Source organism: Sphingopyxis sp. GW821-FHT12F08 (assembly GCF_058806755.1).
This window is the reverse complement of the sequence record NZ_JBXAQA010000003.1, coordinates 109,936-127,833: the sequence shown is the minus strand read 5'-3', so window position 1 is coordinate 127,833 and position 17,898 is coordinate 109,936. Positions and strand designations below refer to the sequence as shown.

General features: G+C 65.9%; 24 protein-coding genes. 10 read left to right on the top strand and 14 right to left on the bottom strand.

The window, feature by feature from the left end; genetic code table 11:
* Position 1: 1 nt before the first annotated feature.
* Complete coding sequence (ygfZ, locus tag AC1RNQ_RS09550) at positions 2-727, bottom strand: CAF17-like 4Fe-4S cluster assembly/insertion protein YgfZ (protein WP_493170794.1); 726 nt, start codon at positions 725-727, stop codon at positions 2-4.
* 67 nt (positions 728-794) lie between these two features.
* Here ygfZ and pyrC point away from each other — a divergent pair, with 67 nt between their 5' ends.
* Positions 795-1,814 (top strand): dihydroorotase, encoded by a 1,020-nt coding sequence (gene pyrC / locus AC1RNQ_RS09545; RefSeq protein ID WP_493170792.1) that lies wholly within the window; start codon positions 795-797, stop codon positions 1,812-1,814.
* Between the two features lie 187 nt (positions 1,815-2,001).
* Here the strand turns inward: pyrC and rarD are convergent, their stop codons facing one another.
* Together rarD and AC1RNQ_RS09535 are read right to left on the bottom strand one after the other, a co-directional pair.
* Positions 2,002-2,919: an EamA family transporter RarD gene (rarD, locus tag AC1RNQ_RS09540; RefSeq protein WP_493170790.1), complete on the bottom strand. Its 918-nt coding sequence runs from the start codon at positions 2,917-2,919 to the stop codon at positions 2,002-2,004.
* A 19-nt stretch (positions 2,920-2,938) separates the two neighbouring features.
* The gene (locus tag AC1RNQ_RS09535; RefSeq protein ID WP_493170789.1) at positions 2,939-3,160 is read right to left on the bottom strand and encodes a hypothetical protein; all 222 of its coding nucleotides are present in this window, start codon (positions 3,158-3,160) and stop codon (positions 2,939-2,941) included.
* A 193-nt stretch (positions 3,161-3,353) separates the two neighbouring features.
* Between AC1RNQ_RS09535 and AC1RNQ_RS09530 the strand changes: the two genes are divergently transcribed.
* A complete protein-coding gene (locus AC1RNQ_RS09530) occupies positions 3,354-3,752 on the top strand; it encodes a glycine zipper 2TM domain-containing protein (protein ID WP_493170787.1) in 399 nt (132 codons plus the stop codon).
* A gap of 263 nt (positions 3,753-4,015) precedes the next feature.
* Here AC1RNQ_RS09530 and AC1RNQ_RS09525 read toward each other — a convergent pair whose 3' ends face one another.
* Entirely contained in the window at positions 4,016-4,360 is a 345-nt protein-coding gene (locus tag AC1RNQ_RS09525) for an arsenate reductase family protein (protein ID WP_493170785.1), read from the bottom strand.
* Between the two features lie 168 nt (positions 4,361-4,528).
* Between AC1RNQ_RS09525 and AC1RNQ_RS09520 the strand changes: the two genes are divergently transcribed.
* Positions 4,529-5,275 (top strand): murein L,D-transpeptidase catalytic domain family protein, encoded by a 747-nt coding sequence (locus AC1RNQ_RS09520; protein ID WP_493170784.1) that lies wholly within the window; start codon positions 4,529-4,531, stop codon positions 5,273-5,275.
* 148 nt (positions 5,276-5,423) lie between these two features.
* Here the strand turns inward: AC1RNQ_RS09520 and AC1RNQ_RS09515 are convergent, their stop codons facing one another.
* The 5 genes from AC1RNQ_RS09515 to AC1RNQ_RS09495 form a co-directional block, all read right to left on the bottom strand.
* Positions 5,424-6,758 carry a L,D-transpeptidase family protein gene (locus tag AC1RNQ_RS09515; protein WP_493170782.1) on the bottom strand — a complete coding sequence of 445 codons (1,335 nt, stop codon included), beginning with the start codon at positions 6,756-6,758 and terminating at the stop codon, positions 5,424-5,426.
* Positions 6,759-6,962: 204 nt separating this feature from the next.
* On the bottom strand, positions 6,963-8,324 hold the full coding sequence (accC, locus tag AC1RNQ_RS09510; protein WP_493170780.1) for an acetyl-CoA carboxylase biotin carboxylase subunit: 1,362 nt from the start codon (positions 8,322-8,324) through the stop codon (positions 6,963-6,965).
* Between the two features lie 7 nt (positions 8,325-8,331).
* Positions 8,332-8,814, bottom strand: coding sequence for an acetyl-CoA carboxylase biotin carboxyl carrier protein (accB, locus tag AC1RNQ_RS09505; protein WP_493170779.1), 483 nt, complete (start codon positions 8,812-8,814; stop codon positions 8,332-8,334).
* An 81-nt stretch (positions 8,815-8,895) separates the two neighbouring features.
* On the bottom strand, positions 8,896-9,336 hold the full coding sequence (locus tag AC1RNQ_RS09500) for a type II 3-dehydroquinate dehydratase (RefSeq protein ID WP_493170777.1): 441 nt from the start codon (positions 9,334-9,336) through the stop codon (positions 8,896-8,898).
* 154 nt (positions 9,337-9,490) lie between these two features.
* Complete coding sequence (locus AC1RNQ_RS09495) at positions 9,491-9,646, bottom strand: hypothetical protein (protein WP_493170775.1); 156 nt, start codon at positions 9,644-9,646, stop codon at positions 9,491-9,493.
* A 70-nt stretch (positions 9,647-9,716) separates the two neighbouring features.
* On the opposite strand from AC1RNQ_RS09495, the gene thiS reads away from it, so the two are divergent.
* The 5 genes from thiS (at position 9,717) to AC1RNQ_RS09470 (ending at position 12,517) form a co-directional block, all read left to right on the top strand.
* Complete coding sequence (thiS, locus tag AC1RNQ_RS09490; RefSeq protein WP_493170774.1) at positions 9,717-9,923, top strand: sulfur carrier protein ThiS; 207 nt, start codon at positions 9,717-9,719, stop codon at positions 9,921-9,923.
* Positions 9,920-10,690 (top strand): thiazole synthase, encoded by a 771-nt coding sequence (locus AC1RNQ_RS09485; RefSeq protein ID WP_493170772.1) that lies wholly within the window; start codon positions 9,920-9,922, stop codon positions 10,688-10,690. The genes thiS and AC1RNQ_RS09485 overlap by 4 nt, the downstream gene beginning before the upstream one ends.
* A gap of 30 nt (positions 10,691-10,720) precedes the next feature.
* Positions 10,721-11,326, top strand: a complete 606-nt coding sequence (locus AC1RNQ_RS09480; protein ID WP_493170770.1) for a nucleotidyltransferase family protein — start codon at positions 10,721-10,723, stop codon at positions 11,324-11,326.
* Positions 11,327-11,356: 30 nt separating this feature from the next.
* Complete coding sequence (locus AC1RNQ_RS09475) at positions 11,357-12,208, top strand: amidohydrolase family protein (RefSeq protein ID WP_493170768.1); 852 nt, start codon at positions 11,357-11,359, stop codon at positions 12,206-12,208.
* Between the two features lie 126 nt (positions 12,209-12,334).
* Positions 12,335-12,517, top strand: coding sequence for a CsbD family protein (locus tag AC1RNQ_RS09470; RefSeq protein ID WP_493170767.1), 183 nt, complete (start codon positions 12,335-12,337; stop codon positions 12,515-12,517).
* 94 nt (positions 12,518-12,611) lie between these two features.
* On the opposite strand, the gene AC1RNQ_RS09465 is transcribed toward AC1RNQ_RS09470, so the two are convergent.
* The 4 genes from AC1RNQ_RS09465 to recF form a co-directional block, all read right to left on the bottom strand.
* Positions 12,612-13,358, bottom strand: a complete 747-nt coding sequence (locus tag AC1RNQ_RS09465) for a hypothetical protein (protein ID WP_493170765.1) — start codon at positions 13,356-13,358, stop codon at positions 12,612-12,614.
* A gap of 347 nt (positions 13,359-13,705) precedes the next feature.
* On the bottom strand, positions 13,706-14,152 hold the full coding sequence (locus AC1RNQ_RS09460) for a DUF1330 domain-containing protein (RefSeq protein ID WP_493170763.1): 447 nt from the start codon (positions 14,150-14,152) through the stop codon (positions 13,706-13,708).
* Positions 14,149-14,724, bottom strand: a complete 576-nt coding sequence (locus tag AC1RNQ_RS09455) for a GNAT family N-acetyltransferase (protein WP_493170761.1) — start codon at positions 14,722-14,724, stop codon at positions 14,149-14,151. The genes AC1RNQ_RS09460 and AC1RNQ_RS09455 overlap by 4 nt, the downstream gene beginning before the upstream one ends.
* A gap of 193 nt (positions 14,725-14,917) precedes the next feature.
* Positions 14,918-16,027 carry a DNA replication/repair protein RecF gene (recF, locus tag AC1RNQ_RS09450; RefSeq protein WP_493170759.1) on the bottom strand — a complete coding sequence of 370 codons (1,110 nt, stop codon included), beginning with the start codon at positions 16,025-16,027 and terminating at the stop codon, positions 14,918-14,920.
* Between the two features lie 341 nt (positions 16,028-16,368).
* Between recF and AC1RNQ_RS09445 the strand changes: the two genes are divergently transcribed.
* Together AC1RNQ_RS09445 and AC1RNQ_RS09440 are read left to right on the top strand one after the other, a co-directional pair.
* Positions 16,369-16,497 carry a hypothetical protein gene (locus AC1RNQ_RS09445; RefSeq protein ID WP_493170757.1) on the top strand — a complete coding sequence of 43 codons (129 nt, stop codon included), beginning with the start codon at positions 16,369-16,371 and terminating at the stop codon, positions 16,495-16,497.
* A gap of 61 nt (positions 16,498-16,558) precedes the next feature.
* The gene (locus AC1RNQ_RS09440; protein WP_493170756.1) at positions 16,559-16,738 is read left to right on the top strand and encodes a PspC domain-containing protein; all 180 of its coding nucleotides are present in this window, start codon (positions 16,559-16,561) and stop codon (positions 16,736-16,738) included.
* 97 nt (positions 16,739-16,835) lie between these two features.
* Here AC1RNQ_RS09440 and AC1RNQ_RS09435 read toward each other — a convergent pair whose 3' ends face one another.
* Positions 16,836-17,552, bottom strand: a complete 717-nt coding sequence (locus AC1RNQ_RS09435; protein ID WP_493170755.1) for a TonB-dependent receptor — start codon at positions 17,550-17,552, stop codon at positions 16,836-16,838.
* Positions 17,553-17,898 lie beyond the last annotated feature (346 nt).

The following is a 17,898-nucleotide window of genomic DNA, read 5'->3' as shown; positions in this document are numbered from 1 at the left end:
GTCATGAATCGACCCCCAGCCCTTCGCGCATCCAGTCCGGCGCGCTGGCCGGATCGATCGACTCGACCCGCCGATGCTCGACCGACAGGCCGAGATCTTCATAGCCGATAATCTGGCGTTTTTCATCGGCCTCGGCGAGCGGCACGACGACGAGCCGCCGATTGACCTTCTGCCGCCAGTTCATCCGCGCGGTATTCTCCTGTCCGACATAGCAGCCTTTGGTGAAGCTGACGCCGTATAATTCGGCGGCATTGCATTCGAGCCACAAGGTCGTGCCGTCGCCGAGCTCGGCGCGGCCCTCGGTGACGCCGAGCGCGAGGCGATGCGCGCGCCATTCGGCATCGGCGCCCTGGCTCTCGTCGGCGGGGGCGAGCCAGCGCTGGCCGAGTTCGGCGAGGCGCGGGTCGACGGCGCCGAGATCGCCTTGCTTCGCCCAATGCACCGCAAGCCCCTCCTCGAGCGCGATGGTGATCGCGCGGCGCAGGCGGTAGAGCGTCAAGCGCCTGGTCAGGTCGGCCGCGGCGGCGCGCTCGCAGTCGATCAGCACATCCGCATCGTCACCCCAGATCAGGAAATCGAACAGCGCCTTTCCCTGCGCGGTCAGCAGCGCCGCCCACACGGGCAGGTTCCCCGAGACATCGTTGGTTACCAGCCCCTGCAGGAAGCCGCGGACGTCGTCGCCCGACAGACGGATGAGCGCGCGGTCGTGAAGGGTTGTGTTGGCCATGCACCGACAATAGGGAGCGCATGAGCCAACTTAAAGCCCCTCGCCTTCAGGGGAGGGGGAGATTGATATGACCGACCGCCTGACCATCCGCCGCCCCGACGACTGGCACGTCCACCTGCGCGACGGCCCGATGCTCGATGCGGTCGCGAAATATACCGCGGCGCAGTTCGCGCGCGCGATCATCATGCCGAACCTGTCGCCGCCGGTGACGACCGCGAGGGAAGGCGCCGCCTATCGCGACCGCATCCGCGCCGCGGTGCCGGGCATGGATTTTACTCCGCTGATCGTCGCCTACCTCACCGACGACAGCGATCCCGACGAAATGGCGCGCGGGCACAGCGAGGGCGTGTTCACCGCCGCCAAGCTCTATCCCGCACACGCGACCACCGGCAGCGCGCACGGCGTCACCGACATCGGCAAGATCATGCCCGTGCTCGAACGCATGGCCGAGATCGGCATGCCGCTGCTGATCCACGGCGAGGTCACCGACCATGACGTCGACATCTTCGACCGCGAGGCGGTGTTCATCGAGCGCACGCTGAAAGGGCTGGTGCAGGGCCTGCCGAGCCTCAAGATCGTCTTCGAGCATATCACGACGTCGGAAGCGGTCGATTTCGTCAAGGCGGCGCCCGCCAATGTCGCGGCGACGATCACGCCGCAGCACCTCCACATCAACCGCAACGCGATGCTCGTCGGCGGCATCCGGCCGCACGCTTACTGCCTGCCCGTCGCCAAGCGCGAGCAGCATAGGCTCGCTGTGCGCGCCGCGGCGGTCTCGGGCTCGCCCAAATTCTTCCTCGGCACCGACAGCGCGCCGCACGCGGTGCACACCAAGGAAGCCGCCTGCGGCTGCGCGGGCATCTTCAACGCGCCCTTCGCGCTCGAAAGCTACATCGCCGTGTTCGATGAGGAAGGCGCGCTCGACAAGTTCGAGGGTTTCGCGAGCGAGCATGGCCCGAATTTCTATGGCCTGCCGCTCAATGGCGGCACGATCACGCTCGAACGCGGCGCGACGGTGGTGCCGGAGCGGTGCGGCGAGGTCGTGCCCTTTCACGCCGGCGAAACGCTAGGCTGGCGGCTGGCTTGAATTTTTTCGCACAAAGCCACGAAGCCACAAAGGGGCCTTTTCCCCGTTCGCCCTGAGCTTGTCGAAGGGCCGTTCTTCTCTTTGAGCAAAAAAGAAGGACAGTGCTTCGACAAGCTCAGCACAAACGGGATTGGGATGGGTCTCTTTGTGGCTTCGTGGCTTTGTGCGAGTCCAAAAAAGGACCGGCTCACGCGATCTCGATCATCCGGTCGGCGCGCATCTTGCGCCACATGTCGAAGCTGAACACCGCGATGCTGGTCCAGATCAGGAGGAAGCAGGCGAGCTGCGCGGGCTTGAGCGGTTCGTCGAAAACGAAGAGGCTGAGCAGGAAGGCGATGCTCGGCGCCAGATACTGGACGAAGCCGAGCGCGGCATAGCTCATCTTGCGCGCCGCGGTCGCGAAGAGCAGCAGCGGCACCGCGGTGACCACCCCGCCCGCGGCGAGCAGCCAGCTGATGTCGGCGCCCGAGCCGAAACCGCGCCCGTCGCCGAGCCAGACATAATAGACCGCCGCCGCGAGCGAGAGCGGCAGCAGCAATGTCGTCTCGATCGCCAGCCCGGGCAATGAGCCGACGGGCGCGACCTTGCGGATCAGGCCATAGGTGCCGAAGGTGAAGGCCAGGGTCAGGCTGATCCACAGCGTATCGAGCGCGCCCGCGAGCAGGATCGCGACGCCGACCCCGGCGATCGTCACCGCCAGCGCCTGCAGCCGCGACAGCCGCTCGCCGAGGAAGATCATGCCGAGCAGCACGTTGATCAGCGGGTTGAGATAGTAGCCGAGGCTGGCGGCGAGCACATGGTCGGTGAAGATCGCATAGATATAGACGAGCCAGTTGACCGCGATCAGCACCGAGCTGACGAGCAAGAGCCGCAGCGCCCGCCAGTCCTTCAGCGCGGCGAAATATTCGCCGATCTGGCGGCGGAACGCCATGATGAGGAAGCAGAGCGGCAGCGACCAGACGATGCGCTGCGCCAGCACCTCGACCGGCGGCACCGTGGTGAGCAGCTTGAAGAAGAGCGGGACGAAGCCCCAGATCGCATAGGCGCCGAGCGCATAGGGCAAGCCGCCCTGATCGCTCCCCGCGGGGGCCGGTGCCTGTGCCATGGTCGAAGCCGCTGCTGGATCAGATGATGCCGCCGCCGAGCATCAGGCGGATGACGCCGATGACGATGACGACGATATTGAGGTTCCGCCCGCTCGTCCGGTCCGACATCGCGCCGAGCGCGAGCCCGACGACCGCGAAGGGAATGATCACCCAATTCGCCCAGCCGAGGAAGGGGATGAAGGCGAAAACCGCGAAAATGAGCGCGATGACGCCGATGATGAGCGAACCGATGTTGAGCATGGGCCGAGTGTCGCACGGCGTCCCGCGTCCCGCAAGGGGGCTGTTTGCGCCACTCGCTTCATCGACGATATGGCTCGCTTCGTCTCGTTGCCCGACGTTCATGCAACGCCCGCTGCGATCGGGTCGTTCTCCCTCCGTAGCGCCCGATGCCACCGTGCGGGGTCGGGACGCCGAACCAGGAAAGGACTTATCGATGCGTATTCTCACCAAGGGCCTGCTGGGCGCCTTTGCCGCGATCAGCGTCACCGCGACGGCGCCGGTCTATGCCGGCATCACCGCCGCGCCGACGAAGAGCGAGGGCTATTACAAGCTCGAGCAGGACACCGGCTTTTACAAGCGCAAGAAGCGCGGCCGCTATTATGCCGACCAGCGCGTCAATTCGAACACGCGCATCTGGCGCGGCGAGGACGGCCGTTATCGCTGCAAGAGGGACAATGGCACCACCGGTCTGCTGATCGGCGGCGCGGTCGGCGGCCTCGCCGGCCACGAGATCGCGGGCAACGGCGACAAGCTGCTCGGCACCGTGCTCGGCGCCGCGGGCGGCGCGCTGCTCGGCCGCGAGATCGACAGGGATAAATACCGCTGCCGCTAAGGGACAAATATCACTGCCGCCAAGCGGCCAGAGCAACCGTTACGGGTGCGGGTCCGAGACCCCTCCGCCCGCATACGTGATGGAGAGGGCGCCGGTCGCAAGGCCGGCGCCCTCGACTGTTGTGTGTGGGGGGGGGGGGACGGTTATACCGTCGCGCCCGCGAAGGCGGGGGCCGCTATTGGTCTACGCAGCGCCGCTGAGCAAGGCGGCCAGCGGCCCCCGCCTTCGCGGGCGCGACGACGAAGCCAATCCCCGACCGGCCTTCAAAGAATCTCGTAGACCTTCTCCATCGGCCGGCACAGCCTGACGCCCTTCTCCGTCTCGACGAAGGGTCGCTCGACATAGGCCGGGTTCGCCGCCATCGCGGCGATAATCGCATCCTCGCTCCAGTCGGCGACCCCGCGCTCGCCGGCGTCGGTACCGCGCTGGCGAAGCGCGTCGCGGGCGCTCACATTCGCCGCTTCGAACAGCTGGCGCAGCTTGTCGGCCGCATAGGGCGTCTTCAGATATTCGACGACGGTCAGCTCGACGCCGGGGGTTTCCTGAAGGACGGCGAGCGTCTTGCGCGAGGTGCCGCAGGCGGGGTTGTGCCAGATGGTTGCTTTCATGCCCGCGGCTCTATCGCGCCCGCGGTCGCGATGTAAACCCGCCGTTCATGGCGATTATGCCACAACTCGCGGTATGACGACGATGAAGCTGCTTGCCTTTCGGGGCGAAGCTGCGGCTAATGCCCGTTCGAGGGATCGCCAGAGGCGACAGACGGGGTTGGGTTGCACGTGAACAAATTGATCGATCGCCGATCGATGCTGGCCGCGGCGGCGGGCGCGGGCGCTTTTGCCGCGACGACGTTGCGCGCACAGACGCTGCCGGGCTGGATCCAGCAGCCCGCGCCTTTTGTGCCGCCGCCGGTGGATTATGTCGCCGTCGCCAAGGCGCAGCTGGCGCTGCAGTCGCGCAACATATCGCAGACCGACCGCGTCGGCATCGTCGATTTCGGCCTGCCCTCGGCGCGCCCGCGCTTCGCGCTGGTCGACATGGTCGCGGGCAAGGTCGACATGTTCCCGGTCACCCACGGCCGCGGGTCAGACCCGCAGCACGACGGCTGGCTCAAAAGCTTTTCGAACCGCGTCGGCAGCCTCGCGAGCTCGCGCGGCGCCTATCGCACCAGCGACTATTATTGGGGCGCCAACGGGTCGTCGATGCGGCTCGCCGGGCTCGAACCCGACAATTATAACGCCGATGCGCGCGCGATCGTCGTGCATGGCGCCTGGTACGCCGAACCGTCGCTGATCGCGACGCAGGGCAAGCTGGGGCGCAGCGAGGGCTGTTTCGTGTTCGGCGAGGAATTGCTGCCGCTGATCCTCTACAAGCTGGGGCCGGGGCGCCTGCTCTTCGCCGACAAGCTGAGCCTGCCCCCGCCGGCGCCGGTGCCGTTCGAGCTGCCCGGAACCCCCGCGCCGGGGACCGAGAATATGGTGCGCACGAGCGCGCAGCAGGGCGTTTTTCCGACGACGGCGGATTGATTTTTCAGATCCTCCCCATCGCGAAGCGTTGGGGAGGTGGCAGCTCGAAGGGCTGACGGAGGGGTAATAGCGCTGGCGTCGAAACCCCTCCACCACCGCTTCGCGGCGGTCCCCCTCCCCATCGCTTCGCGACAGGGAGGATCGTTTCTTAATTCCCCACGCTGACCCCGCCCGCCGCGCTCGCCACCGTCGGCACGACCGGCGGCGCGATCATGATCGCGGCGGGGCGGCCGGGCTTGGCGAAGCTCGCCACCACCGGCGCGTCGCGGCCGTAAATGTCGGCGAGCTTCTTCACCCCGCCCTTGTCGCCCGGGATCATCGTCCAATAGGCGACATAGACCGGGAAGGGCTTTTCGAAACCGAAGCGTGTCGTCTCGCCGCTGGCGATCGCTTCGCCGAATTCCTCGGGCGTCTTGCCCGCGAACCACACGGTCATCAGCCCCGAAAATTTCAGCGCCTTTTCGGTACGGATGCAGCCATGGCTGAACGCGCGCGCGGCCGCGGCGAAGGCGCCCTGCGACGGCGTGTCGTGGAGATAGATGGCGTGCGGGTTGAGCATCTCGAGCTTCATCATGCCCAGCGCATTGCCCGGCCCCGCCTTTTGCACCACCGACAGCGTCTTGCCGCTGCCCGTCCAGGTATAGCCCTGCGCACGCGCCGAGGCGGGGTTGTTCGCGATCGTCGATCCGATGCCCTCGTTGATGATGCTGCGCGGCAGCGTCCAGGTCGGATTGACGATGACGCCCGTCGCCATCGGGTTGAGCTGCGGCGTCGCGGTCGCCGGCTTGCCGACCACCGCCTTGTGCTCGCCGATCTTGACCCCGTCATAGATGACGCGCGTCAGATATTCGGGGACGTTGGTGACGATATAGGTGGGGCCCAGGTCGCGCGGCATCCAGCGCCAGCGTTCCATGTTGACGCGGATCGCATTCGCCTCGGCCGGGGTTTTGGCGGTCGCGAGCGCGGCCTTCAACGCTGCGAAACTGGCGTGCGTCGGCGCGAAACCGGCGAGCGTCTCAGGGATCGTCCCCGCGACCAGCGCCGAAGTCAGCATCGAGACGAGCGGCATATGATCGGCGTCGCTGTCGGTCATGAACCACTGCTTGCGCGCCGCATTGGGCGTGCGGCCGTCGCGCAGGTGGGTGGCGAGCAGCATGAAGCTGTCGGTCGCGACGCGGTCGAGATGCGCCTGGTCGTCACCGATAATCGCTGCGGCGAGGCCTTCGGGACTGTAGTCCCTGGCGAACAGCCCCTCGGCGCCGGCGCCCTCGATCGCGCGCAGCAGCGCCTCGGCATTGGCCTTCGACCAGCTCGGCAGATTGGCTTCGGCGGCGCTTTCGACCACCGGCGCGTCGTCGACGACCTTGTCGGGCTGGACGACGACCGAATCTTCCTTGACGCTGGTCGTCTGGGCGAGCGCGGGGCTCGCGGCGAGCGCCAGCTGGAGGATCAGCGGGGCGGCGATGGGGGAGATTTTGATCATAGACCAAGGGCTATAGTCAAAAAACCGCACCAGTTAAAGTGATGCAGCGCACAGTTCGGCGCTCTTTAAGCCCCTCCCCTTCAGGGGAGGGGTTGGGGTGGGCTGGCGAGTTTTCCGCGAGGCTGCTGGCCCCCACCCGCTGCGACTAACGAACAAGTTCGCAAGTCTCGCTGCCCTCCCCTGAAGGGGAGGGCGCGGCGTGCGTTAGGCCGAAGCTTCCTCATCCTGCCGCGCCAGCCACTCTTCGAGCCACTTGATCGTATAGTCGCCGTTGATGACATCGGGATCGGCGAGCAAGGCCTGGTGCAGCGGAATATTGGTCTTGACGCCGCTCACCACCATCTCCTCGAGAGCGCGGCGCATCCGCATCATGCAGCTTTCGCGGCTGCGGCCATAGACGATCAGCTTGCCGATCATGCTGTCGTAATAGGGCGGGATCGAATAGCCGGCGTATAGCCCGCTATCGACGCGGACGTGCATGCCACCGGCGGGATGATATTGCGTGACCTTGCCCGGCGAGGGCAGAAAGGTGCGCGGATCCTCGGCATTGATGCGGCATTCCATCGCGTGGCCGCGGAATTCGAGGTCTTCCTGCCGCACCGACAGGCCGCGGCCGTCGGCGATGCGGATCTGTTCGCGGACGAGGTCGAAACCGGTGATCATCTCGGTCACCGGATGCTCGACCTGGATGCGCGTGTTCATCTCGATGAAGAAGAATTCGCCATTTTCCCACAGGAATTCGATCGTGCCCGCGCCGCGATAATGCATCTTGGCCATCGCGTCGGCGCACACCTTGCCCATATGCGCGCGTTCCTCGGCCGAGATCACGGGCGAGGGGGCTTCTTCGAGCACTTTCTGGTGGCGGCGCTGGAGCGAGCAGTCGCGCTCGCCGAGATGGATCGCATTGCCCTGCCCGTCGCCGAACACCTGGAATTCGATATGGCGCGGGTTACCCAGATATTTTTCCATATAGACGGTCGGGTCGCCGAACGCCGCCGCGGCCTCCGACGACGCCTGGCCCATCAGGCTTTCGAGGCTGTCCTCGTCGGGCACGACCTTCATGCCGCGCCCGCCGCCGCCCGACGCGGCCTTGATCAGCACCGGATAGCCGATCGCCGCAGCGAGCTTCTTGGTATCCTCGCTGAAGGTCACAGCGCCCGGCGAGCCCGGCACGACGGGCAGGCCCAGCGCGACCGCGGTGCGCTTCGCCTCGACCTTGTCGCCCATGGTGCGGATATGCTCGGGCTTCGGCCCGACGAAACAGATATTATGCGCCTCGATGATCTCGGCGAAGCGGGCGTTTTCGGACAGGAAGCCGTAACCCGGATGGATCGCATTGGCGTTGGTGACCTCGGCGGCCGAAATGATCGCGGGGATGTTGAGATAGCTGTCCTTCGCCGCCGGCGGGCCGATGCACACCGCCTCGTCGGCGAGGCGCACGTGCATCGCGTCGGCGTCGGCGGTCGAATGCACCGCGACGGTCTTGATGCCCATTTCGTGGCACGCGCGGTGGATGCGCAGCGCGATCTCGCCGCGGTTAGCGATCAGAAGCTTTTCGATGCTCATGCGAGCCTCAGGCGATGGTGAACAGCGGCTGGTCGAATTCGACCGGCTGGCTGTTCTCGACATGCACGGCCTTCAGCGTGCCCGACGTCGGCGCGACGATCGGGTTCATGACCTTCATCGCCTCGATGATCAGGATCGTCTCGCCTTCCTTCACCGCCGAACCGATCGCGGCGAAATTGGCCGCGCCGGGTTCGGGCGAGAGATAGACAGTGCCGACCATCGGCGATTTCACGGCATCGGCGAAGCTGTCGGCGGCGGGTACGGGCGCGGCGGCTACCGGTGCAGCGGCGACGGGTGCTGCGGCGGGCGCGGCCGGCGCGGGTGCATAAGCGACGGGCGCCGCGACCGCGGCTGCCTTGCGAGCGACGCGGACCTTGCGCGTTCCGTCCTCTACCTCGATTTCGGTGAGGCCGGTATCGTCGAGCAATTCGGCGAGCGCGCGAACATAGGCCGGATCGATGTTGATGCCATCGTCATTATGGTCACCCATGAGATATTTCCTGTTGTTATGGCGTCCCAAGAGGATGAAGCCCTCCGACGCTCTGACCCCTGTTTTCGATGCCGCCTCTTGTCAGAGAGACGCGGCGGCGTCCAGCGCCAGCGTATAGCTGTTTGCGCCATGCCCGGCAAAATGGGCCACCGCCGCCATGCCGACATAGCTGATATGACGAAAGGATTCGCGTTTCATCGGGTCCGACAGATGGACCTCGATCACCGGCACCTTGATCGACTTGATCGCGTCGTGCAGCGCCACCGACGTGTGCGTATAGCCCCCGGCGTTGAGCAGCACCGCCTTCGCGCCGCTGATGTACGCCTCATGCAGCCAGTCGATCAGCACGCCCTCATGGTTCGTCTGCCGGCATTCGAGGCGGAGGCCGAGCCCTTCAGCCTGCGCCTCGAGCCGCGCATGGATGTCGTTGAGCGTATCATGGCCATAAATTTCAGGCTCGCGCGTGCCGAGCAGGTTGAGATTGGGGCCGGAGAGGACATAGACGGTGGGACGGTCGGACAAGATAGGCGCTTTCGTTGTGGCGAAAAATAAACAGGGACCTGATCAACTTCGTCATCCCGGCGCAGGCCGGGATCTCATCGGTGCGTGAGAAGACAAGGGTGAGATCCCGGCCTGCGCCGGGATGACGAGCCAAGAGCCATGTCCGCTACTCTCATCACGCCGCGAAGAATCGGCCAAAAATTTCCACAATGTTGGCTTGATCGGAAAATTCAGGATGGGCCTCGGCGACACGATGGTCAATTTCAGTCATTTCCTCGGGCGAAAAGCCGTATTGCTCAGGCAGCAAAACGAATTTTTCGAGCGACGTCATGCGCGCATATTAAGGCAAAAAACTTGCCCGGCATATGGTGTTTTGTGGCGAAGGCGGTAAGCGAACTCCCATGTCCATCACCATCATCCTCAACGGCGACCCGCGGCAGGTGCGCGCAGGCAGCATCGCCGATCTCGTCGCTTCGCTGGGGCTCGACGTGAAGAAGGTCGCCGTCGAACGCAACCGCGCGATCGTCCCGCGCTCGACCCTCGCCGACGTCGCGCTCGCCGAGGGCGACGCGCTGGAAATCGTGCATTTCGTAGGAGGCGGTTGTTGACCGACAGTTGGAGCGTAGCCGGCCGGACTTTCACCTCGCGGCTGATCGTCGGCACCGGCAAATATAAGGATTTCGAGCAGAATGCCGCCGCGGTCGCGGCCTCGGGGGCCGAGATCGTCACCGTTGCGGTGCGGCGCGTCAATGTGTCCGATCCAGGCGCGCCGATGCTGACCGACTATATCGACCCGAAGAAGATCACTTACCTCCCGAACACCGCGGGCTGTTTCAACGCCGACGACGCGATCCGCACGCTGCGCCTCGCGCGCGAGGCGGGGGGCTGGGACCTGGTGAAGCTGGAAGTGCTCGGCGAGGCGAAGACGCTCTACCCGAACATGCGCGAAACGCTCGAGGCGACCGAGGTGCTCGCCAAGGAGGGCTTCCTGCCGATGGTCTATTGCGTCGACGATCCGATCGCGGCGAAGCAGCTCGAGGACGCCGGCGCGGTCGCGATCATGCCGCTCGGCGCGCCGATCGGGTCGGGGCTGGGCATCCAGAACCGCGTCACCATCCGCCTGATCGTCGAGGGCGCGTCGGTGCCGGTGCTCGTCGATGCCGGGGTCGGCACCGCGAGCGACGCCGCGGTGGCGATGGAACTCGGCTGCGACGGCGTGCTGATGAACACCGCGATCGCCGAGGCGAAAGACCCGGTGCTGATGGCGCGCGCGATGAAGCGCGCAGTCGAAGCGGGGCGCGACGCCTATCTGGCGGGGCGCATGGGGCTCCGCAAATATGCCGACCCGTCGAGCCCGCTGGCGGGGCTGATCTGACGGTCTCTCTTCCTTCGCCGGCGCTGCGCTGTGCGCGAAGATAAGGCGCCCGCTGCCTTGCTGGGGCAATTGTCCGAACTCGTTGCGAGGCATCCCTCGATCGCGCCCATATTGCGCCGCTGGGACGAGATTGCGCTGCCCGACGCGTGCCTCACGGGCAGCATCGTCGCGCAGGCGCGGTGGAACGAGCTGTTCGGCTTCGATCCGCACCATGGGATCGTCGATGCCGATATTGTCTATTTCGACCCTGACGATCTGTCGGGCGAGGCCGAAGAGCGCGCCGAGCTCCGGATCGCGGGCTTGTTCCCCGATTTGCCCGTTCGGGTCGACGTCAAGAATCAGGCGCGAGTCCATCTGTGGTACGCCGCGAAATTCGGCCACGCTATAAGGCCCTATCGGTCGGTGGCCGATGCGATCGGCACCTATCCCACGACCGCTTCGGCCATCGGGTTGCGCCGGACGACGGATCTGGAGGTCATCACCCCCTTCGGCCTCGCCGATTTGCTGCGTCCGGTGGTTCGGGCCAATGCCACGCAGATCACCGAATCCTATTTCGCGACGAAGACGGCGCGATGGCGGCGGCATTGGCCCGAGCTCGAAATCCTGCCATGGAGCGAAGCGGTTTCGCGCCCATAGCTTCCAGATGAGTTGACCCAAGGCTTGTCCATGAAAATTGCATATTGCCTCGCCGCAGCGCTCCTGCTCGTTCCGGGCGCTGTTTCCGCCCAGCCGGTGTTCGACACGCATGTCCATCTGTGGGATGGCGAGAAATCGCTGGGCGACTATCAGGCGCAGGTGAAGGCCGCGGGGCTCAGCACGAGCGGCCTCGGGGTGATGTGGTTCGGCGGGCCGAACCAGGCGCGCGAGGGCAATCCCGCCGACATCACCGCGCGCAACGATGCGCTGATCGCGCTGGCGTCGAAGCATCCCGGCGTGCTACCGATCGCGACGGTGCATCCCTATGACGGGCAGGCGGCGCTCGATGAACTGGCGCGCATCGCGGGGCGCGGCGTCCGGATGCTCAAGATCCATCCGCATACCCAGCGCTTCGACCCCGCCGATCCGCGCGTGCTGACCTTGGTCAAGCGCGCGGGCGAACTGGGCCTCATCGTCGTGATGGACAATGCCAACATCGTGCCGGGCGGCGACAGCGAAAAATTGTTCAACCTGGCGCTGGCGGCGCCGAAGACCAGGTTCGTCTTCGCGCATATGGGCGGGCTGAATTTCCGCTTCTGGAACATGCTGAAGCTCGCGCGCACCGCCGAGGGGCTGTTCGGCGACAATATCTATTTCGACATTTCGGCGATGGTCGTGCTCGCCGCCGACGCGCCGATCGAGGAAGAGTTTATCTGGACGATGCGCAACGTCGGGATCGACCATATCCTGCTCGCCTCGGACTATCCGCAATTCTCGCTGAAACAGACGCTGGGCGCGTTCGAGAGGCTCGACCTGACAACCGAGGAGAAGGCGAAGATCCGGGAGGGCAATGCGCGGAAGCTGCTGGGCACGCGACCTTAACCCAGGTTAAAACGGCTTTGCGATGAACGGTTTAACCCATTTTCCCGGAACATAGACCGTGCCTGCGTGTTGATCCTGCAAGAGGCCTTGCCCCTTCGGGCCTCTGACGAGAAAGGATTTTTCCCCATGGGTGAACTCAAGGAAAAATCGAAAGGCCTCGCCAACGAAGCCGCCGGCAACGCAAAGCAGGCGATCGGCAAGGCGACCGACAATGAGCGGCTGCGCGCCGAAGGCGAGGCGCAAGAGCGCAAGGGCGAGGCGCAGAATCTGAAAGGCTCGGTCAAGGGCGCGCTCGGCGACAAGGTCTGACCCGACCCGATTTCGACGAAGTCCGCTTCGTCACGCACGGAAAAGGCCCCGGATCGCTCCGGGGCCTTTTTTTTCTGTACCGGCGCTCGAAAGCTTAGCGGCCGCCCGAGGCCACCAGGTCGACGTCGGTCATCCCGCCGTCGGCGCGCGCCATCACGACATAGGCGAGCTCGCCCTTGGTGCCGCCCAGCATATGCTCGCTGCCGTTGATGCGGTGGTCGCTGCTGTAACCCGCGCGCACCGCCATGGTGTGATAATAGTCGAGCACCGCCTGCAGCGACGCCGCGGTCTGGAAATTGACGACGCGGATGTTGCACTTGCCGCCCGCGATCCCCGCGGCCTCGCGCAGCGTTGCGCGCGGATAGACTTTGAACGCGGCGGGCAGGCGGTCGGCCCAGGCATTGTTGTAGGTGAGCTTGGCGTCGCAACTGCCCTTGGCCTGGTCCTTCGCGAGCGCGCCGATGGTGACCGGGCGCTTCGCCTCGCAGCCGTCGCAGCCGGCTTCATAGGGCAGCGCCCTGGGCGCAGCGAGCAGCTTGCCGGCGCTCAGCGCCGCGGCGGCCTCGGCCGCGGTCGCCGCCTTGCCGCCGGCGACCGCGGGAACGCCGCCGGCGACCGGCTGGTTGCCCGGGGTCACCGCATTTTTATTCGCCTGGCCCGCCAGCTTGGGGTCGACCATGATCTTGTCTTCGAGCGAGCCCTTGATCGCCGGGTCGGCACCCGTCAGCCCGTCGTCGAGCGGCGACAGTTCGGCCTTGGCATCGGGATTGTCCCTGCACCCCGCCAGCGGGGCCGTCGCCATCAGCAGGCCGGCGACCAGCCATTTTCCGCGCAAGATCATCGCTAACACTCCCTTAATATCTGTCAGGGAATGCCCGATCCTGGTTAAGAAGGCGCGAATAAACGTTGTTAATGGGTAACGCTTTGTTAGCCGAAAACTGTCTCGCCCTGAGACGAAAAGGGTCTGGGTCCGGCGGTTTCGCCTCCGAGGCGCCGAAATGGCGAAGATATCGGGTTCGGGTGGCTGCAGCGGGTAGTGGTTCTACCCGCAAAGCTGCACGAGCCCGAGATCGAAGCCATTTCGGCGTCCCTTCGGGATTTGACCGATTTTGTCCATGGCGTCGTCAGCGAGCCTTGGAATATATTCATATGCCTGCGCCTCGCCTCCTAGCCCTGAACAAAATCGCTTCAAACCTCGGAGGCGAAACCGCCGGACCCAGACCCTCTTGGCGCGCAGCGGATCAGCCGCGACGTTTCGACCGCCGCCTGCCTGTGCTTGACGGCCTGGCGATACACCGGGTCGGTGACCATTTCCATGAAGGCGCTGCTATTCGGATATTCGGCGATGAACATCGCGTCCCAGCGCTCGCCGCCCGGGCCGATCAGCATCGCCTCCATCGTGCCGCGCCACACGATCGCACCGCCGACGCGCTGGAACACGGCTCCGCTGTCGGCGCCATAATGGCGATAGGCCTCGGCGCCCGAAAGTCCCTGCCCCGCGAACGGATGGCCCGCTTCATAGGTCGCCGCGGCCTTGAAGCGCACGAGGTTGAGCATATGGATCTTCGTATCGCGCGGCAGCGCCTTGAACGCGTCGAACTGCGCGCGTTCGGGGTCGACATGCCGCTCGCTCATGGCTGGAACGCCTTGCGCCTGATCCGCCAGGCGTCGGCGCTCTGCGTCCAGGCGTCGACCGGCGCGTCCTGAAAGGGTGCGGGCAGCCGCGTCGGGCCGCTGTTGGTCGCGCCGAGCCGCTTCGCCAGCGCCTGCGAGCGGCTGTTGGCGGGGTCGATGCTGTGCATCAGCTCGGGCCATTTCAGGAATTCGACCGCGAAATCGCACGCCGCGACCGCACCTTCGAAGGCATAGCCTTTCCCCGCGAATTTCGCGCGCACGCCATAGGCGATCTCGGGCGCGGGCCAGCCATCGGGCTCCCACGGCCCCAGCCGCCCGACCCATTCGCCGGTCGCGCGCTCGATCACCGAAAACATCGAAAAGCCGCGGATGTGCCAGGCACCCGCCAGCGTGCACCACAGCCGCCACGCCGAGGCGCGCGGCGCGGTGCCGCCGATGTAGCGCATCGTCTCTTCCTCGGCGCACATCTCGGCGAAGGCGTCGAAATCCTCGGTCGCCGGGGGGCGGAGGATCAGTCGCTCGGTGACGAGCAGCGGGCCGTTCAGCATCTTGTCTTCCCCAATATCGGCCATGCTTCTGCGGCAGGACGTCAGGCAGGGCAAGCGAAAGCCGGGTCTGGTTCAATTCCTCCCCGCTTGCGGGAAGGTGGCAGCGCGAAGCGCTGACGGAGGGTTCGCGTCCTTGCGCGACGTCGCCGCAGGCCGACAGCCCCCTCCACCGCCTGCGGCGGTCCCCCTCCCCGCAAGCGGGGAGGATTTTGCATGCCTAACCCGCCGCGATCCGCCCGTCCGCGATCCGGAAGCGCGTTACGGGTCCCGGCATGTCGCCGAACAGCGCCGCCTCGGTCCCCGTCAGCCACGCCTGCCCGCCCTGCCCCGCGAGCCGGTCGTAGAGCGCGGCGCGGCGCGAAGGGTCGAGGTGCGCAGCGACTTCGTCGAGCAGCAGGATAGGACGCTGCCCGCGCGCGCGCGCGATACAGTCGCTGTGCGCGAGGACGAGCGAGAGCAGCATCGCCTTTTGCTCGCCGGTCGAGCAGCGCGCGGCGCTGCGGCCGCTCGCTGCGTGGACCGCCGCCAGATCGTCGCGGTGCGGGCCGGCGGTCGCGCGCCCGGCGGCGGCATCGATGCGCCGGCGCACGGCGAACAGCGTGCGCAGCGTTTCGGCTTCATGCGGCGCCGTACGCTCGAGACCCTCGCTGTCGACCAATGTCAGCAGCGGCCGCGCAAAGGGATTATCGGGCTGCTCCGCGAGTTCGGCCGACAGCGCCGACAGCGCCCGCTGCCGCGCGACGTCGATCGCCGCGCCATGTTCGGCGAGCTGTGCCTCGAGGCTCGACAGCCATTGCGCATCGGCGCGCCCCGGATCGGCCAGCAGCTTGCCGCGCGCGCGGAGCGCCGCCTCGTAGCGATTGCCATGCTGCGCGTGGCGCGGGTCGAGCGCGAGCACCAGCCGGTCGAGGAAGCGCCGCCGGTTGCCCGCGGTCTCGACGAACAGCCGGTCCATCGCGGGGGTCAGCCACAGCACCGCCAGCCAATCGCCCAAGGCGGTCGCCGCCGCCGATGCGCCGTTGATCCGCACGATCCGCCGTCCCGGGTGCGCGGGCTCGATGCCGGTGCCCAGTGCGACCGGGGCCAGCTCCTCGCCCGCCGCGACCTCGGCGAACACCGCAAAGCCGCCGGTCGCGCCGTCGCGCACCATGTCGGCCAGCGCCGCCCGGCGCAGTCCGCGTCCGGGCGCGAGCAGCGAGATCGCCTCGAGGATGTTGGTCTTGCCCGCGCCATTGTCGCCGTGCAGTGCGACGAGTCCCGGGCCGGCCGCCATTTCCGCCGTGGCATGATTGCGAAAATCGGTGAGCGAGAGGCGGGCGATCGTCATCTGGGCCAAAGCCCTAGGGGATTTGCCTCGCAATTGGGAAGCGCCGTTTCTCCCTCCCGCTCGCGGGAGGGGTCGGGGGAGGGCCTGTTGCGATGCGCCGCTAAAAAACATGCCCTCCCCTAACCCTTCCCGCTCGCGGGAGGGAAAGTCGATTAATCCATGTTATAATTTTCCATTCATCGGTAATTAATCCCGATTTAGCGGATTTTTCCCGTACAAATAATCTGAGGGCATCCAAAAAACCCCAGTTAACCGCCAATGAATGAAATTGGCACGCCTCCTGCATTACCCTTGGCATCCACCGGATGGTCCGGTCGGAAGGTTACAGGAAGGACAATATCATGGCTCATTTCAACGTTCACGCCGTCAAGAGCTACGCTCTCGCTGCTTTCGCTTCGGTCTATGCCTCGGTCATGCTGCTCGCGATCGCCGGTCAGAATGGTGCGCAGGTTGGTTCGCTGGTCATCTGACCGGCGAACCCCACCACCCCGCGAAACGCCGGCCCTCGGGGCCGGGATGGAAAGGAAAGAAATGACACAGGGTTTTCGCAAGAATCGTCGCGATGGCATGGTCTTCGGCGTCTGCGCCGGCATGGCCGACCGCTTCGGCATCGACGTCTTGTGGACGCGCGTCGGCTTTATCGCGCTGACTTTGCTGGGCTTCGGCCTGCCGCTGCTGCTGTACATCACCGTCGCGATCCTCGCGCCTTAAGCAGCACCGGGTCGGGACGCCTTTCAGGCGCAGTCGCATCCGGCCCGCAACATTCCACAAATCAAAGGCTCGCCGGTCTCATGCCCGGCGGGCCTTTTCATTTGGGGCGCACGGTGAAGTCGTACGGCAGGTAGAGGAACACCTCGGTCGGGCTGGCCTGCGCCCAGGCGAGCTGCTCGTTGAGCCCGGACACGTCGACGCCATAATCGGGGCCGAACGCCGCGGCGGTCTTCAATCCCTCGGCCGCGACCAGCTTGACGATCTCGGCGCGATACTGGTCGGGATTCTTGATCGTCAGCGTGATGCCGCCGCGCTTCTCGATCAGCGCGCGGCCGTTCGGCGGCACCGCCCTGATGAAACCGTCGATGCGCTCCTGCGCGCTGCCGACCGAGCCGGCGAGCCCCGCCTTCACGAAGAGCTGGATGTCGCTCGTGTCGGGGCGCGGGCCGCGGCCGAAGGCCAGCCCCTTGTAATTGGCGAGCGTGACCCTGGTGAGTTCGAAATCGCCGGTGACCAGTTCGATCCCCGCCGCATCGGCGCGCCGGATCGCCGCCTCGAGCATCGCGTGGATCTCGCGCTTGCGCACTTCTTCCTCACGCGAGTCCGAGGTGAACTCGACGCTCTGGATCGCGCTGTCGGCGGTACGGCGCAGCCCGACCACCGGCTGGACGTCGGCAAGATAGCCCGCCGAGGCGCGCTGCGCGGTAACGACGACTTCGCCCTGGATATTGCTGTTGTCCTGTGCGGCGACGCCGCTGCCACCCGCCGCAAGCGCCAAGACCGCGGCCACCCTCCATGATTTACCGATGCGCATGATACCCTCCTCTTCGCGATGAAACGCGTCCCGGAGCGGAGGATATCAGGCTCGGACCTGCCTGAACATGAACGGCAGTTTTCGGGCGGAAGGCGACCTTCCTAATCCTCCCTGCGGCGAAGCCGTGGGGAGGGGGACCACCCGCAGGGTGGTGGAGGGGCCGATGAACCAAACTTCGGCTTGAGGCCGCCGCCCCTCCACCATGCTTCGCATGGTCCCCCTCCCCATCGCTTCGCGACAGGGAGGATTATTATGTCCGCTCACCACCTCAGAGCTGAAATCTGCGCGCGCCGAACGGAAAAAAGCCCCGCCGGATCGCTCCGGCGGGGCTGTTTTCTTGCGTCAG